The 13,789-nt window shown below is 59.8% G+C and carries 15 protein-coding genes; 7 read left to right on the plus strand and 8 right to left on the minus strand.

Going from position 1 to position 13,789, the window contains the following annotated elements:
• Nucleotides 1-8: 8 nt before the first annotated feature.
• The 4 genes from HSS18214_RS0105320 to HSS18214_RS0105335 all read right to left on the minus strand — a co-directional run bounded on the left by HSS18214_RS0105320 (nucleotide 9) and on the right by HSS18214_RS0105335 (nucleotide 2,227).
• Nucleotides 9-473, minus strand: coding sequence for an SUF system Fe-S cluster assembly regulator (locus HSS18214_RS0105320; protein ID WP_016914269.1), 465 nt, complete (start codon nucleotides 471-473; stop codon nucleotides 9-11).
• A 233-nt stretch (nucleotides 474-706) separates the two neighbouring features.
• The gene (locus HSS18214_RS0105325; RefSeq protein WP_016914270.1) at nucleotides 707-1,048 is read right to left on the minus strand and encodes a zinc ribbon domain-containing protein YjdM; all 342 of its coding nucleotides are present in this window, start codon (nucleotides 1,046-1,048) and stop codon (nucleotides 707-709) included.
• Between the two features lie 94 nt (nucleotides 1,049-1,142).
• Nucleotides 1,143-1,619 carry a YbhB/YbcL family Raf kinase inhibitor-like protein gene (locus HSS18214_RS0105330; RefSeq protein ID WP_026001743.1) on the minus strand — a complete coding sequence of 159 codons (477 nt, stop codon included), beginning with the start codon at nucleotides 1,617-1,619 and terminating at the stop codon, nucleotides 1,143-1,145.
• 53 nt (nucleotides 1,620-1,672) lie between these two features.
• Entirely contained in the window at nucleotides 1,673-2,227 is a 555-nt protein-coding gene (locus HSS18214_RS0105335; protein ID WP_016914272.1) for a hypothetical protein, read from the minus strand.
• 505 nt (nucleotides 2,228-2,732) lie between these two features.
• On the opposite strand from HSS18214_RS0105335, the gene HSS18214_RS0105340 reads away from it, so the two are divergent.
• From HSS18214_RS0105340 to HSS18214_RS0105350, 3 genes are all read left to right on the plus strand, one after another.
• Nucleotides 2,733-3,554 (plus strand): type IV toxin-antitoxin system AbiEi family antitoxin, encoded by an 822-nt coding sequence (locus HSS18214_RS0105340; RefSeq protein WP_016914273.1) that lies wholly within the window; start codon nucleotides 2,733-2,735, stop codon nucleotides 3,552-3,554.
• Nucleotides 3,541-3,759, plus strand: coding sequence for a hypothetical protein (locus HSS18214_RS0105345; protein ID WP_016914274.1), 219 nt, complete (start codon nucleotides 3,541-3,543; stop codon nucleotides 3,757-3,759). Before HSS18214_RS0105340 ends, HSS18214_RS0105345 begins: the two co-directional genes overlap by 14 nt.
• Nucleotides 3,760-3,852: 93 nt before the next feature.
• Nucleotides 3,853-4,314, plus strand: a complete 462-nt coding sequence (locus tag HSS18214_RS0105350) for a flavodoxin family protein (RefSeq protein ID WP_016914275.1) — start codon at nucleotides 3,853-3,855, stop codon at nucleotides 4,312-4,314.
• A 78-nt stretch (nucleotides 4,315-4,392) separates the two neighbouring features.
• Here the strand turns inward: HSS18214_RS0105350 and fadA are convergent, their stop codons facing one another.
• Nucleotides 4,393-5,571 (minus strand): acetyl-CoA C-acyltransferase FadA, encoded by a 1,179-nt coding sequence (gene fadA, locus HSS18214_RS0105355; RefSeq protein ID WP_016914276.1) that lies wholly within the window; start codon nucleotides 5,569-5,571, stop codon nucleotides 4,393-4,395.
• A gap of 24 nt (nucleotides 5,572-5,595) precedes the next feature.
• On the minus strand, nucleotides 5,596-7,782 hold the full coding sequence (fadB, locus tag HSS18214_RS0105360) for a fatty acid oxidation complex subunit alpha FadB (RefSeq protein ID WP_016914277.1): 2,187 nt from the start codon (nucleotides 7,780-7,782) through the stop codon (nucleotides 5,596-5,598).
• Between the two features lie 292 nt (nucleotides 7,783-8,074).
• Here fadB and HSS18214_RS0105365 point away from each other — a divergent pair, with 292 nt between their 5' ends.
• Together HSS18214_RS0105365 and slyA are read left to right on the plus strand one after the other, a co-directional pair.
• Nucleotides 8,075-9,232, plus strand: a complete 1,158-nt coding sequence (locus HSS18214_RS0105365) for a DUF5924 family protein (RefSeq protein WP_026001745.1) — start codon at nucleotides 8,075-8,077, stop codon at nucleotides 9,230-9,232.
• Nucleotides 9,233-9,303: 71 nt separating this feature from the next.
• Nucleotides 9,304-9,756 (plus strand): transcriptional regulator SlyA, encoded by a 453-nt coding sequence (gene slyA, locus HSS18214_RS0105370; protein WP_016914279.1) that lies wholly within the window; start codon nucleotides 9,304-9,306, stop codon nucleotides 9,754-9,756.
• Between the two features lie 63 nt (nucleotides 9,757-9,819).
• On the opposite strand, the gene HSS18214_RS0105375 is transcribed toward slyA, so the two are convergent.
• Nucleotides 9,820-10,353 (minus strand): hypothetical protein, encoded by a 534-nt coding sequence (locus HSS18214_RS0105375; RefSeq protein WP_016914280.1) that lies wholly within the window; start codon nucleotides 10,351-10,353, stop codon nucleotides 9,820-9,822.
• A gap of 141 nt (nucleotides 10,354-10,494) precedes the next feature.
• Here HSS18214_RS0105375 and HSS18214_RS0105380 point away from each other — a divergent pair, with 141 nt between their 5' ends.
• Entirely contained in the window at nucleotides 10,495-10,947 is a 453-nt protein-coding gene (locus HSS18214_RS0105380; protein ID WP_016914281.1) for a universal stress protein, read from the plus strand.
• Between the two features lie 64 nt (nucleotides 10,948-11,011).
• Here HSS18214_RS0105380 and HSS18214_RS0105385 read toward each other — a convergent pair whose 3' ends face one another.
• Nucleotides 11,012-12,931 carry an ATP-binding cassette domain-containing protein gene (locus HSS18214_RS0105385; protein WP_016914282.1) on the minus strand — a complete coding sequence of 640 codons (1,920 nt, stop codon included), beginning with the start codon at nucleotides 12,929-12,931 and terminating at the stop codon, nucleotides 11,012-11,014.
• Nucleotides 12,932-13,084: 153 nt separating this feature from the next.
• Here HSS18214_RS0105385 and HSS18214_RS19465 point away from each other — a divergent pair, with 153 nt between their 5' ends.
• Complete coding sequence (locus tag HSS18214_RS19465; RefSeq protein ID WP_237718590.1) at nucleotides 13,085-13,510, plus strand: AraC family transcriptional regulator; 426 nt, start codon at nucleotides 13,085-13,087, stop codon at nucleotides 13,508-13,510.
• The last annotated feature ends 279 nt before the right edge of the window (nucleotides 13,511-13,789 follow it).

Below are 13,789 nucleotides of genomic sequence, written 5' to 3' on the forward strand. Positions count from 1 at the left end.
GTTGCGACTTACGCGGAAGCCGCCGATAGCGTAATGCTTTGAATGGGTAGCTGAACGGGCAGCTTGATGGGAGCAGTGTCGGCGAGGTGCGCCAGGGTGACGCTCTCCAGCAGCGTGCGAATGGCCAGGGATACGCGCTGCCAGTTGTCGGCCACACCGCAGGTAGCCACCAGGTCGCACTCGCCTTCCGCCTGGCTGCACTCGGTCATGGCCACGGGGCCTTCGATGGCGCTGATGATATCGGCGGCGGTAATCCGCGAGGCAGGGCGTGCCAGCCGATACCCGCCCTGAGCACCGCGCTGGGACTCCAGCAACCCGGCTTTAACCAGCATTTTAAGCGTCTTGCTCACGGTCGGGTGCGGCAGCTGAACGGCTTCGGCCAGATCGGCGGCGGCATGGGAAGTGTTCGGATGGCGCGCAATTTGCGCCATCACCACCGCCGCATAGTCGGTCAGCCGAGAAAGCTTGAGCATGGTGACTCCCGTGTGTGATGACCCGTGTGATTTAAAGGCTTACCCGTCAATTGGGGACCATTTTAGTCCTGTATAAAAATGATGTGAAGCCCTTCTGCAAAATCCTTCGCAAAAGTCACCACTTCGTGACACGTTCGCCGCTGATAACATCAAAAAAGCCAATCATTCTCATTCAGAAAAACTATGACAGCCTGTCAAGAAAACGCCCGCGAACTGATCGCAGGCGTTGGGGGTCAGGCTTTCTTGACGAACATGGACTTCAATTTCATCGGGCCAATGCCGTCTATCTTGCAGTCGATGTCGTGATCACCGGACACCAGGCGGATATTCTTGACCCGAGTGCCCACCTTGACCACCAGCGAGCTGCCCTTCACCTTGAGATCCTTGATCACGGTCACCGTGTCGCCATCGGCTAGCGGGTTGCCGTTGGCATCCCGGATACCGGAGCTGGCTGATTCGGCTTCCTCTTCACCATTTTTCGACCACTCGTGACCACACTCCGGGCACACAAGTTGCAGGCCGTCGTCATAAGTGAATTCAGAGGCGCAGGCGGGACAGTTGGGAAAGTCACTCATGAAAAGGCTCCATCGCTATCGGGTCATCTACAGGGCGTAGAAAGCGGTGGAGCCTACACGGCTTGGGCACAATGCTCCAGCCTGAAGAGAGAGGTCAGTCGCGCTGGTAGGTACCGACCAGCCGATTCATGCCCAGCAGGTGCGGCTCGACGGCACGCAGCAGCTCGGGCAGCGTCAGCCCTTCGGGAAGCGTGGTTGCCTGGTCCAGCGCCAGCACCCAGAAATAGTAGAGGTGGCTACCATGGCCTTCCGGGGGCATTGGGCCGCCATAGCCGGGCTTGCCGAAATCGGACATGCCCACGGTTCCTTGGGTGGTATTCTCTTCCAGCGACGTCATATCGCCCGGCAAGTTATACAGCACCCAATGTACGAAACCGTAGCTGCCCTCTTTCACCAGCGGGGCATCGGGATCGTGACAGATCACCGCATAGCCTTGGGTTCCTTCAGGTGCACCCTGCCAGGCCAGGTCGGGTGAGATGTCCTCGCCTTCACCGGTATGTTTGGCAGGAATGGCCTGATGCTGGCCAAAGGCGGTGCTGCTGACCTGCATGGAAGATAATGCAAATCCCATTGTCATCTCCAAGTCGTCGTTCGTAGGTTCAACTCATCAATGTAGCCAGGCCCTTAACCTAAATCCAACGCCGCCGCATGACGCTGCTGCCACTCTTCGACGAGGCGCCGATTGTCGGCATTCATGCGCTCGTCCAGCACCCCCGGCAGCTGCACGGACTCCCCGCGGGTCTTGAAAGTGATCAGCGGATCTTGCGTGGCCAGGTGCAGGGCATATAGCACCAGCATCAGCTCGTAGGCATCCTGAGTATTGAGCCTGGCCAGCAGAAGTGGCACTGCGGGCGCCCCGATCTCACCCAGCCGCTCAGCGGCGATGTACCAGGGGCGAGGGTTATCCGGACCACCATATTGCGAAACGAAACTGCGGTCTGCCAAGCGGCTGACATAGTAAGCCGCTTCTTCTTCAGGGCTGGCCAGCAGCGGCGGCACCCAATCCGTGACCGGCGAGGTGGACGCACGCGTGGCCGAGGGTGTCACGGGCGATACCGCAGGCTCCACCGTCGAAGGAGACTCCCCTGCGCTACTGGAGGGCGAGGGCTGGCCTGCACACCCCACCAACAGCAGCACGGCTGCCCATGCTGCCGCTTTCCCCACGCGCTTCCCCGCCACCTTCCCTACTCTCTTCCCCACGCTCCTGGCCTGCAGATACATGACTCGCTTCCCTTGTTGAGCTTTCAACAGATTGTCCCTTTATCTTGATACTCGTCCCATGCCTGGACCCGGAGTAAAGTAAATCCTGGCATGAGCTCTTGCCCGAGGAGAATCCATAGCTCAGATACTTTACCCATACGCCACGGCCGCTCACGGCATGCGAGAAGCCTGGATTCATAAAATAAACGTAGCACTTTAAATCACACGGTAGAAGCGCTGCATCATCAATCGCCGATCACGGCGATGAAGCAATGCCAAAAGGCGGGGTGCCCTGCGTTCCCAGCGCTCGGTGGGATCCAGGGTACAGACGGGCGCTGACTTTAACGGCGGTCCAGCTGGCAATTCACCTTGCCGCCGCAACTATTTAAAAAACATGTTTTTTGTGACCTTATAGTACACTTGTTTTTAAAAATTCAAAATCGACATATCGCAAAGAATTTAGCAAAATGCTAATTTGTAAACCATGAGTACACCTAAAGAAAAAAAGCTAAAGAAAGTGCTTGAAGCCATCCCGTCAGGGTTCATGGTCGATACCGCATGGCTCGAACGCCACGGTATCAGCCGTTTCCTTGCGCGGAAGTACGTTGTTAACGGCTGGCTTGAGCGCGTTAACCGCGGCGTTTTCCGGCGCCCTGCGCCGAACGCAACAACCTCTGGCGCAATCGATTGGAAAACTTGCCTGCTTTCCATGCAGCATATTATGCGCCATAACATCCATGTGGGTGGCACAACGGCACTTGCCCAACAGGGCTACGATCACTACCTGCGTCTAGGTAGCAGTGCGCCTGTCTGGGTATATGGCAACGCCACACCCAACTGGCTAAGCAAACTGCCACTGAACGCCCCCATCGTGACTCGCAACACTTCACTATTCGCTGACCCGTCCGTCGGGCTTGCCAGAAACAACATCAACGCCGAAGACACGCTGCCATGGGACTGGATGCTCAACATGTCGGCACCCGAACGGGCGATTATGGAAGCCATGGACGAATTGCCCGACCATGAGAGTTTTCATAACCTTGATATGCTATTCGAGAGCTTGACGACACTGCGGCCAAAAACAGTGGCAGCGTTGCTGCACAGTTGCAAGAAGATCAAGGTCAAGCGGTTGTTCTTTGTCTTTGCGGATCGCCATGACCACCCTTGGCGCAAGCGTCTCGATCCTGCAGAGTTCAACCTTGGCAGTGGCGACCGCGCACTGTTAAAAGGGGGCAAGATACATCCGCGCTATCGCATCATGGTGCCGGAAGCGTTTGTAAAGGCGGAGGTAAATGATGGCGCGTGAAACCTATGAAGCGCAGGTCGCGCTCCTCGTGCGATTCTTGCTAAGCCTACATGACGGTGCGCCCGATTTTGATGCCATTGATCGCCCTCAGGCGGCGGGCCTGCCAGCTGTGCGCTGGAAGCTCGTTAATCTGGAAAAGCTGAAAAACGAAAACGCGGCCAAACATGCCGAACAGCGTCATGAGCTGAAAGTGCTGCTGGGATAAGGAGTGCAGGGCGGAATCTTGAAGCTCTGGCTTCCCGGCCTGCCATTCTGTCATCCCTGTACATCGCCAATCGCCACTGCGCAGGTCCTTGCCATGAAACAGCTATTAATCGTCGCTCACGCCCCTTCCGTCAATACCCAAGCCTTGAGGGAAGCTGCCAGGCGAGGGGCAGAGCACCCCGATCTCGAGCATGTCGTCTGCACGGTGAAAACTCCCTTCGAAGCAGGGCCCGCCGACCTGCTGGCCTGCGACGCCGTTCTGCTCGGCACCACCGAAAACCTCGGCTACATGAGCGGTGCCCTGAAGGATTTTTTCGACCGTAGCTACTACCCAGTACTGGATGAGAAGCAGGGCTTGCCCTGTGCGCTCTACATTCGCGCTGGCCACGACGGCACGGGCACCCAGCGAGCCGTGGAAAGCATCGTGACCGGGCTGCGCTGGCGCTGGGTTCAGCAACCGGTGGTCTTACGAGGCGAGTGGCAGGAGACATTTGCCACACAGGTCGAGGAGCTGGCCATGACGCTAGCGGCCGGGCTGGATAGCGGCATGTTTTGATGCCGTATTAGCGCCCCCTTCCAAACGGCAAAACGGCACCCTAAGGTGCCGTTTTGCGATCACATGGCTGCCGGGCAGTTATTTCAAACGCTCGAACACCGTGGCAACGCCCTGGCCCATACCGATACACATGGTCGCCAAACCCAAGGTGGTATCGCGCTGCTGCATCACGTTGAGCAGCGTGGTACAGATCCGCGAACCGGAGCAGCCCAGCGGGTGGCCCAAGGCAATGGCACCGCCGTTCAGGTTGACCTTTTCGTCCATGGCATCGAGGAAGCCCAGGTCCTTGAGCACCGGCAGCCCTTGGGCAGCAAACGCCTCGTTGAGCTCGACGGTTTGAATATCCGCTGCCGACAGGCCAGCGGCTTTCAAGGCCTTTTTGGACGCGGGTACCGGGCCGTAGCCCATGATGGAGGCATCACAGCCTGCCACACCGGTCGACAGCACGCGGGCAATCGGCTCCAGCCCCAGCGCCTGGGCACGCTCGTAGCTCATCACTGCCATGGCGGAGGCCCCCACCGACAGCGCCGATGAAGTACCGGCCGTGACGGTGCCACTGCGAGGGTCGAACACCGGCTTCAGGTTGGCCATGGACTCCAGGCTGGCATCGGCACGGATCACTTCGTCGTTCTTCACCAATACCTTGAAGCCGCGCTGGTCGTGGCCTTCGACACCGATGATCTCGTTATCGAAGTAGCCCTTCTCCATGGCTGCCTGGGCGCGCTGATGCGAGCGTACGCCGAACTTGTCCTGGTCTTCGCGGGAGATGCCGTGCATCTTGCCCAGCAGTTCGGCGGTCAGGCCCATCATCATGGCCGCCTTGGCAGCGTACTTGCTGGCTGCCGGGTTCACGTCCACGCCGTGGGCCATGGGCACGTGCTCCATGTGCTCCACGCCACCAATCACATAGAAGTCGCCCATGCCGGCCTTGATGTTGGCCGCCGCAATGTGCAGCGCGGTCATCGAGGAGCCACACAGACGGTTCACCGTTTGCGCAGGCACGGTACGGGGAATGCCTGTCATGATCGCCGCGTTGCGGGCGATGTTCATGGACTGCTCCAAGGTCTGGTTGACGCAGCCCCAGATCACATCGTCCACTTCCGACGGGTCCAGGTTGGGGTTCCGGCTGAACAGCGCCTGCATCACGGCAGCGGAAAGGTTCTCGGCACGAACGTTACGGAAAGCGCCGTTCTTTGCTTTTGCCATGGCGGTACGAACACCGTCCACCACCACGATATCTCTCGGATTCAAACTCATCATATTTCTCCTGTGGGTGGTGACTTAGGCCTGAGCGCTTGCCGTGTTGCCCGCGTAGAACTGCTCGTTGTTCTGAGCCATGGCGCGCAGTTTCTCGGTAGGTGCGTAGAGCGGTCCCAACTCTTCGGCCAAACGGTCGGCCAGAGCGACGAACTCGGCCACGCCCAGCGCATCGATGTAGCGCAGCGCGCCACCGCGGAAGGGAGGGAAGCCAATGCCGTAAATCAGTGCCATATCGGCTTCTGCGGGCGTCTCGACGATGCCGTCTTCCAGACAACGTACGGTCTCCAGGCACAGCGGCACCATCATGCGCGCCACGATGTCTTCGTCGGAAAACTCTTTCTGCTCTTTCACGACGTCTTTCACGAGGGCATGGGCCTGCTCATCGCTGACCTTCTTCGGCTTGCCCTTCTTGTCCTCTTCGTAGGCGTAGAAGCCCTTGTCGTTCTTCTGGCCCAGGCGCTGGTTGTCATACATCACCTGAATGGCGGTTTTGCCTTCACGCGCCATACGGTCAGGGAAGCCTTCGGCCATCACCTCGTTGGCGTGCACGGCGGTATCCATGCCGACCACGTCCAGCAGGTAGGCCGGGCCCATGGGCCAGCCAAACTTCTCCATGACCTTATCGACACGCTGGAAGTCGGCCCCTTGCTCTACCAGGAAGCTGAAGCCGCCGAAGTAAGGGAACAGTACGCGATTGACCAAAAAGCCAGGGCAGTCGTTGACCACGATGGGCGTTTTGCCCATGGCGCGGGCGTAAGCCACGGTGGCGGCCACGGCGGCGTCGGAGGTTTTCTCGCCACGAATGACTTCCACCAGCGGCATGCGGTGCACGGGGTTGAAGAAGTGCATACCGCAGAAGTTTTCCGGGCGCTTCAGATTCTTCGCCAGACGGTTGATCGAAATGGTGGACGTGTTGGAGGTAAGAATCGTGTTCTCACCCACCATGCCCTCTACTTCGGTCAGCACCGCATCCTTGACGTTGGGGTTTTCCACCACCGCTTCGACCACCAGATCGACATTGCCGAAATCGCCGTAAGAGAGCGTCGGGCGGATGTTGGAGAGTTTCTCGGCCATTTGCTCAGTGGTGAGCTTCTTGCGCTCTACCTGCTTGGAAAACAGTTTGCGAGCCTCTTTCAGGCCAAGCTCGATGGCATCGTCCTTGATGTCTTTCATCAGGATCGGGGTGCCTTTGCTGGCACTCTGGTAGGCGATACCGCCACCCATGATGCCAGCGCCCAGCACGGCAGTCTGCTTGACCGGCTGAGACTGCTTCTCGTACTTGCTGCCTTTCTTCTTGACCACTTGATCGTTGAGGAACAGCCCCACCAGGTTGAAGGCAACGCTGCTCAGCGCCAGCTTGGCGAAGGACTTGGCTTCGATGGCCTGGGCACGCGCACGGGTTTCTCCGGCCCCTTTCTGAATGACCTTGATGGCTTCCACGGGTGCCGGGTAGTGCGGGCCTGCTTTACCGGCCACATAGCCTTTGGCGGTTTCGAAGGCCATCATCTGCTCGATGGCGTTGAGCTTCAGCGGAGAGGTTTTCTCTTCGCGGCGGGCCTGGTAATCCAGCTCACCGGCATTGGCGCGGTCGAGGATGTCCAGCGCTGCCTCTTCCAGCAGCTCGTGGGCAACGGCGGCGTCAACGGCGCCTACTTTCAAGGCGGCATCGGCACGGTTTTCGGTGCCACCGGCAATCCACTCCACGGCGTTATCTGCCCCGATCAGACGCGGCAGGCGCACGCAGCCACCCCAGCCTGGCAGAATGCCTAGCTTGGTTTCCGGCAGGCCAATCCTGGCTTTCTCGCTCATCACGCGATAGTCGGTGGTCAACAGCACTTCACAGCCGCCGCCCAGCGCCAGACCATTGATCGCCGTCACGGTGGGATACGGCAGGTCTTCGATGGCGTTGAAGATATCGTGGACCTTGAGGTTCATCTCCACCAGGTACGCTTCGCCCTTGTCGAACAGGCTGTGGAATTCAGTAATGTCGGCACCGACGATAAACACGTCCTTGGCACTGCGGATCATCAGACCTTGCACACCACTTTCGGCCTGCAGCGCCTTGACCGCGTCTCCCAGCTCCGCCACCACGGCACTGGAAAGCTTGTTGACGGACTCATCTTTCAGGTCGAAAGTGAGCACTGCGACATCATTGCCACCTTGGGTGTCACGACGCTCCACCGTGATGGCATTGCCTTGATAGATCATTCGCGCTCTCTCCACATAGTGTCGGGCAGGTTAGCTTCGGCGAACCCGCCGCGCATTCATACGGTCGTTTGATTGCCTTAGCTTGGTGGAGTTGCTCGAGTACGTCAACCCCTGACTTTTGGCTAATCCAGCCCTCAGCATAGTCCTTGTGGGGACCTTACATGAATCTCGGCAGCGCATGAGTGGCTGCCATCATTTTTGCGTTTTTGTCCTGCAGACTGCGACGGATGCGGAAATGAGTGCGTATGCTAAGGAATCATCACACTTCACGATTGAATCGAGCGATCACACGATGGGCACTTTATTGAATCCCGCCCGGACACGGGCCGTACAGGCCTGGGTCGAGCGTCTTGTAGAGCGCCTGAAACCATGGAGTTGGCTGTGGCCGCCCATGGCATTTGCAGCAGGCCTGGGCAGTTTTTTTCTGGTGGATCGTCAGCAGTGGCTGGGAGTGGCCTTGGCGGTGGGGCTGCTGGTGGCTTGGCTTCTGCTGCTGTCGGAAAGCCTGATCGGGCGGCTGCTGGCCAGCCGCGGCCACCCTACCCTGCCCAAGGGCATTGCCTCTTTCATTGCCCAGATGATTCACCAGGAGACGCTGTTTTTCACCCTGCCGTTCATCCTGATCACCACGGTGTGGAATAGCGGGCAGACGCTGTTTGCCCTGCTGGTCATGGCCATGGCCGTGCTGTCGATCATCGACCCACTGTATTACAAGCTGGCCGGACGATGGCGCAGCCTGTACTTCATGTTTCATGCGCAATGCGTCTTTCTGGTCCTGCTGGTGATCTTGCCGATCATGCTGCATCTGACCACCCGGCAAAGCCTGCTGCTGGCGCTGGTGCTCACCGTCCTGGTGGCCCTGCCCAGCTTCTGGCATCTGCTGAAGCAACGCAGCTTGGCGCGCTGGTGTGGTTTTCTTGCCTTGACCATGGTGCTGGCCTACAGCGCTTGGCTTGGCCGCGTCTGGGTGCCCCCCGCCAGCCTGTGGATGACGGGCAGCGCGCTATCGCCTGCCTTCGATACCCAGCAGCGCGTGCCCCAGGGTGCCACTCCGCTGACTCCCGAGGCCCTGCGCACCCATGGGCTCTACGTATATACCGCCATTCGCGCACCACGCGGCTTGAGCGAAACCATTTATCATGCCTGGCATCATAATGGTACGCCCATGGACCGCGTTGCCCTGACCATCAACGGCGGCCGTGAACAGGGGTATCGCGCCTGGAGCCATAAACGCAACTTCCCTGAAAACCCCGCAGGGGACTGGCGAGTCGACATCATGACCGAAGGAGGACAACGATTGGGGCTGATCCGCTTCACGGTCTCGGATGACGAGCAGCAGGCCTCCATGGCCGACAGCACCATTCAGCGCAGCGGATTAAGCGCGCTCAATTTACGGCGATTCGTGGCAGGCAGCCGCTCTGACCAGCAGGCCCCCGACGCCACCGATTAGCATAACGCCTTGCATTCAGCGGCGCAGCTTATGACAATTCGCCCACTCACATTTTCTGGTAGCTAGCGACTATGGCTTCAACTATTGGTTTTCGTATTGCCCGATTGCCCCATTTATGGCGCTCTATCATCGACCGCAGGCTGGCACCGCTGGGGCTGACCCAAACGCGCTGGGTCACGCTTTATCACTTGTGGAAGCTCGGCGAAGGCAACCCGCAGTGCGATCTGGCGCGGGCCATTGGTGTCGAGGCACCTTCGCTGGTGCGCACGCTGGGACAGTTGGAAGAGCAGGGGCTGGTGGAGCGACGCGCCTGTGACAATGACCGTCGCAGCAAGCGCATTTATCTCACCCCGGCGGCGATGCCGCTGCTGGAACAGATCGACAGCGTAGTGCTCGCCGCCCGCAAGGAGATCTTCGCCGGGTTGAGCGACAGCGACCTGATCCAGTTGGACCAGTGGCTGGCGCAAATCGAATCCAATGGTCTGGCCATGCAGGCCAGAGACCAGGACAAGCCAGCGGTATGATCCATCGGCGGCCGCGAACAGCTATCTCGTCAGGACAGCTATCTCGTCAGGACAGCTATCTCGTCAGGAGGGTCGACCGCCTGACGACAGCGCCTTGCCGGGAGGGCGGTCTGACAGGCCGCCCAGCGCCTCTTTCAAGGTCATGATATCGCCCAGGTAGCTGGTAAAGCGTTCGGCGGTTTGTGATTCCCACCACCATAGCGTCAAGGCGTACGAGTTGCACTCCAGCACCAGCGCATCCTGGGGCAAACGCTCCAGCAAGGTGCGCAGCGTGACGTCTGCGCTCTCCGGCAGTGGCCGCAGCGGCGCAATACGCCACCGCCAGCCAGCATGAAAGGCTTCCAGCGCCGCGCTGGCATGGCTATCGCGCACCAGAACGAAATCCGGCCCCGGCGTCTCCTGGCCAAACCGCCACCGATAGGCTGGCATGGTGCCTTTGAAATGATGCAGCGGCGGCACGGCCATCTTGATGGTCACCCCCTGCTGCCGCGCACTGTCGCGTAGCGCCATCTGGCGCTTCTGGCGGGGGCTGGGCTTGAGCCACATCACCGGCGCCATCACGAACAGCAGAATCAGAACAATCACCAACCATTCCATTTAGCCACCTCTTGCATTGCCGTGCAGGGCAACGATTGCAAAAAACCATGATCCAGGTCGTTGTGCAGCGCCACTACCCGGCCTAAAGTAAGGTTATCTAACGAAGCTTCTCTTTGTTAAATACCACCAAGGAGATACGCCATGAGCTATCACCACATTCTGGTCGCCGTCGACCTCACCAAGGACTCGCACAAGATCCTTGAACGCGCCGTGGCGATTGCCGAACGCAATAACGGCGCCAAGCTCTCGATCATGCACACGCTGGAGCCGCTGGGCTTCGCCTACGGTGGCGACATACCCATGGATCTGACCAGCATTCAGGACCAGCTGGACGACCACGCGAAAAAGCGTCTGGCCGACATTGCCGCTCCGCACGTCGAGCCCGCCGACCAGCACGTGGTGGTGGGCATGCCCGATACCGAGATCCATCGCTTTGCCGATGAGCACAATGTGGATCTCATCGTGGTGGGTTCCCACGGCCGCCACGGCTTTGCCCTGCTACTGGGCTCTACGTCCACCGGCGTGCTACATGGCGCCCAGTGCGACGTACTGGCCGTGCGCGTCGGCAAGAAAGGCGAAAAAAGCGACGAGTGATCGGCCATGACCGACCCTAACGCCAAAGGCCCCTTACGGGGCCTTTTTTGTAGCGCCTTGAGGGCTATTCGCCGTTCGCCATCGCCTCCAGTTCCATCCAGCGCTCCATTGCCGTTTCCAGCGACTGCTGCGCTTTTTCCAGGGCTTGCAGCCTGGCAGTCACGGCGGTGGCTTCCTGCTGATAAAACCCCGGATCGCCCACTTCCTGCTCCAGCGTCTCGACTTCCTGCTCCAACCGCTCTATTTCGGCAGGCAGCGCATCCAGCTCTCGCTGCAGCTTGTAGGAGAGCTTCACGGACTTCCTGGCAGGCTCGTTGACGGGTTTTTCGACCACTTCTGGTGCAGGTGCCGATGTCGGCTCCGTCTGCTGGCGGGCAGCACCCTCCCAGGGGGCTGGGGGCAGCTTGCCACCTTGTCGAATCCAGTCGGTGTAGCCTCCCACGTACTCGCGCACGCGCCCTTCCCCTTCGAAGGCCAGCATGCTGGTCACCACGTTGTCCATGAAGGTACGGTCGTGGGAGACCAGCAGCAGCGTGCCATCGAAGTCGAGCAGCAGCTCTTCGAGCAGCTCAAGGGTTTCCATGTCCAGGTCGTTGGTGGGCTCATCAAGCACCAGCACGTTGGCTGGCTGCGTGAACAGCTTGGCCAGCAGCAGGCGGTTGGACTCGCCCCCCGACAGCGCCTTGACCGGCTGACGCACACGATCCGGCGTGAACAGGAAATCCTGCAAGTAACTCATCACATGGCGGTCCTTGCCGCCGACAGTGACCCGATCACTGCCCTGCGCCACGTTGTCGTAAACGGTTTTCTCCAGCTCCAGCCCCGCCCGAAGCTGGTCAAAGTAGGCCACCTTTAGGTTGGTGCCCAGCTGCACGCTGCCTTCGCTTGGAGCAAGCTCTCCCAGCAGGATTTTCAACAGCGTGGTCTTGCCCGCGCCATTGCGACCCAGGAAACCGATACGGTCGCCGCGCATGACTTCCAGATTGACGTTGCGCAAGATGGTGCCGTCGCCAAAATACTGGCTAACGCCCTTGAGCTCGACCACCCGCTTGCCCGTGCGCTCGCCGCTGTCCACGGTCAGGTTGGCCGTGCCCTGGCGCTCACGGCGCTGGCTGCGCTCATTGCGCATCGCTTCCAGAGCCCGCACGCGCCCTTCGTTACGGGTTCGGCGCGCCTTGATTCCTTGACGGATCCAGGTCTCCTCCTGGGCCAGCTTCTTGTCGAACAGCGCATTTTCACGCGATTCGATTTCCAGCTCGTGCTGCTTGCGCTCTTGATACTCCGCGTACACGCCGGGGTAGCGGCCCAGCTTGCCACGGTCCAGTTCCAGAATATGGGTGGCCAACTTCGACAGAAAGGCACGGTCGTGGGTGATCAGCAGCACGGCGCCATTGAACGCCAGCAGTTGCTCTTCCAGCCACGCAATCGTATCCAGATCCAGGTGGTTGGTGGGCTCATCCAGCAGCAGCAAGTCCGGTTCCGACACCAGCGCCCTGGCCAGCGCCACGCGACGACGCCAGCCACCGGAAAGCGCGCTCATCTCCGCTTCGGGCGGCAGGCCCAGGCGCGTCAGCACCACGTCGATACGCTGATGGAACGACCAGCCATCAATCGCTTCCAGCCGCGTTTGCAGCGTGGCCATGCGGTTCATGTCCGGGTCGGGGTCGTTGATCAGATGCTGGTATTCCGACAGCAGCTCGCCCGCTTCGGGCAGCCCCTGGGCCACCATGTCAAAAATCGTCATGCCCGATGATTCGGGCAGCTCCTGGGCCAGCACGCCGATTTTCAGCCCCGGCGCGCGCCAGATGGTGCCGTCGTCCGCCTGGATGTCGCCTGCCACGAGTTTCAACAGGGTGGATTTACCGGTGCCGTTGCGCCCGACCAGCGCCAACCGCTCGCCCTTTTCAACCGTGAGGTCGGCGCGATTCAATAGTACCTGGGTGCCGTAAGCGAGTTGCAGCTGTTCGAGTCGTAACAGGGTCACGCAGTGTCCTCCTTCGTCGTGAGGCGCACAGTGTAACGCATGGATCCCTGTAACGGTGCACTCATATAGAGCCCGACGGTACAACGTGCTAACGTCCAGCGTAAAAGGGGCAACGCCTACGGCTGTCTTGTGGCACTTACAGGGTGGAAAAGCGTGACCGTTACCGTCTCCATGCACTTTGTCAACGAGCTGTTTCGTGGCCTGGCTCCCACCGGGCAAGCGGCCACGCGTTATTTGATGCTGTCTGGCATCTCCCCGTTCTTGCTCGAGGCTCCCAATGGCCGTGTAACGGTGGAACAGTTTGCCCAGCTTTACCGGCTTCTGGCGGTGGAGTTCGACGATGAGACGCCCGGTAGACCAGGCGATTGCTCGACCCGGCCCCCCCACAGATCCGAGCATGCACGATTAGCGCACTCGGCTCCTCAATCATCAGTTTCGCTGAAGGCTCAGCACTGCTGCATGATCCGCGCAGCAGGTAAAGGCAGCAGCTGGAACAGCTGGTCCGCCTTTGCCCACGAGAAGTACGCTCGCTGTGATCGGCGTCTCAGCCACTTCACCCACACCAACCGTACTCGGTAGAGGAACAGCTGGAGGGCTCGGATATTGCCCCGGATGCCGTAGTAGGCGTAATGGCCCTGCACCTTCCGCCTCAGCAGCCTATGCTGCTCTCGGATCGGCAAGTGTCGGCTCCAGCGGCACCAGAGCGCAATTCGCTTGAGACCGCGCCGAAACCTGTCCTTCGCCGTCTTGCGCTTGATGATCAGGCGCCCGTGGCGTGACTGCCCCCAGTAGTGGGTGAAGCCCAGGAAATCAAAGGTCTCAGCGCGTTGCCCTGGGCGCGGCCGGAACCGCACCTAT

It is taken from the genome of Vreelandella stevensii S18214 (assembly GCF_000275725.1).
Taxonomy (GTDB): Bacteria; Pseudomonadota; Gammaproteobacteria; order Pseudomonadales; family Halomonadaceae; genus Vreelandella; species Vreelandella stevensii.

Coding starts and splice junctions, on each gene's coding strand:
- HSS18214_RS0105330 (WP_026001743.1), bottom strand. CDS start 1,619: ATGGGATTTGCATTATCTTCCATGCAGGTCAGCAGCACCGCCTTTGGC.
- HSS18214_RS0105345 (WP_016914274.1), top strand. CDS start 3,541: ATGATGGCGCGTGAAACCTATGAAGCGCAGGTCGCGCTCCTCGTGCGA.
- HSS18214_RS0105325 (WP_016914270.1), bottom strand. CDS start 1,048: ATGAGTGACTTTCCCAACTGTCCCGCCTGCGCCTCTGAATTCACTTAT.
- HSS18214_RS0105350 (WP_016914275.1), top strand. CDS start 3,853: ATGAAACAGCTATTAATCGTCGCTCACGCCCCTTCCGTCAATACCCAA.
- fadB (WP_016914277.1), bottom strand. CDS start 7,782: ATGATCTATCAAGGCAATGCCATCACGGTGGAGCGTCGTGACACCCAA.
- HSS18214_RS0105340 (WP_016914273.1), top strand. CDS start 2,733: ATGAGTACACCTAAAGAAAAAAAGCTAAAGAAAGTGCTTGAAGCCATC.
- HSS18214_RS0105365 (WP_026001745.1), top strand. CDS start 8,075: ATGGGCACTTTATTGAATCCCGCCCGGACACGGGCCGTACAGGCCTGG.
- HSS18214_RS0105380 (WP_016914281.1), top strand. CDS start 10,495: ATGAGCTATCACCACATTCTGGTCGCCGTCGACCTCACCAAGGACTCG.
- HSS18214_RS0105320 (WP_016914269.1), bottom strand. CDS start 473: ATGCTCAAGCTTTCTCGGCTGACCGACTATGCGGCGGTGGTGATGGCG.
- slyA (WP_016914279.1), top strand. CDS start 9,304: ATGGCTTCAACTATTGGTTTTCGTATTGCCCGATTGCCCCATTTATGG.
- fadA (WP_016914276.1), bottom strand. CDS start 5,571: ATGAGTTTGAATCCGAGAGATATCGTGGTGGTGGACGGTGTTCGTACC.
- HSS18214_RS0105375 (WP_016914280.1), bottom strand. CDS start 10,353: ATGGAATGGTTGGTGATTGTTCTGATTCTGCTGTTCGTGATGGCGCCG.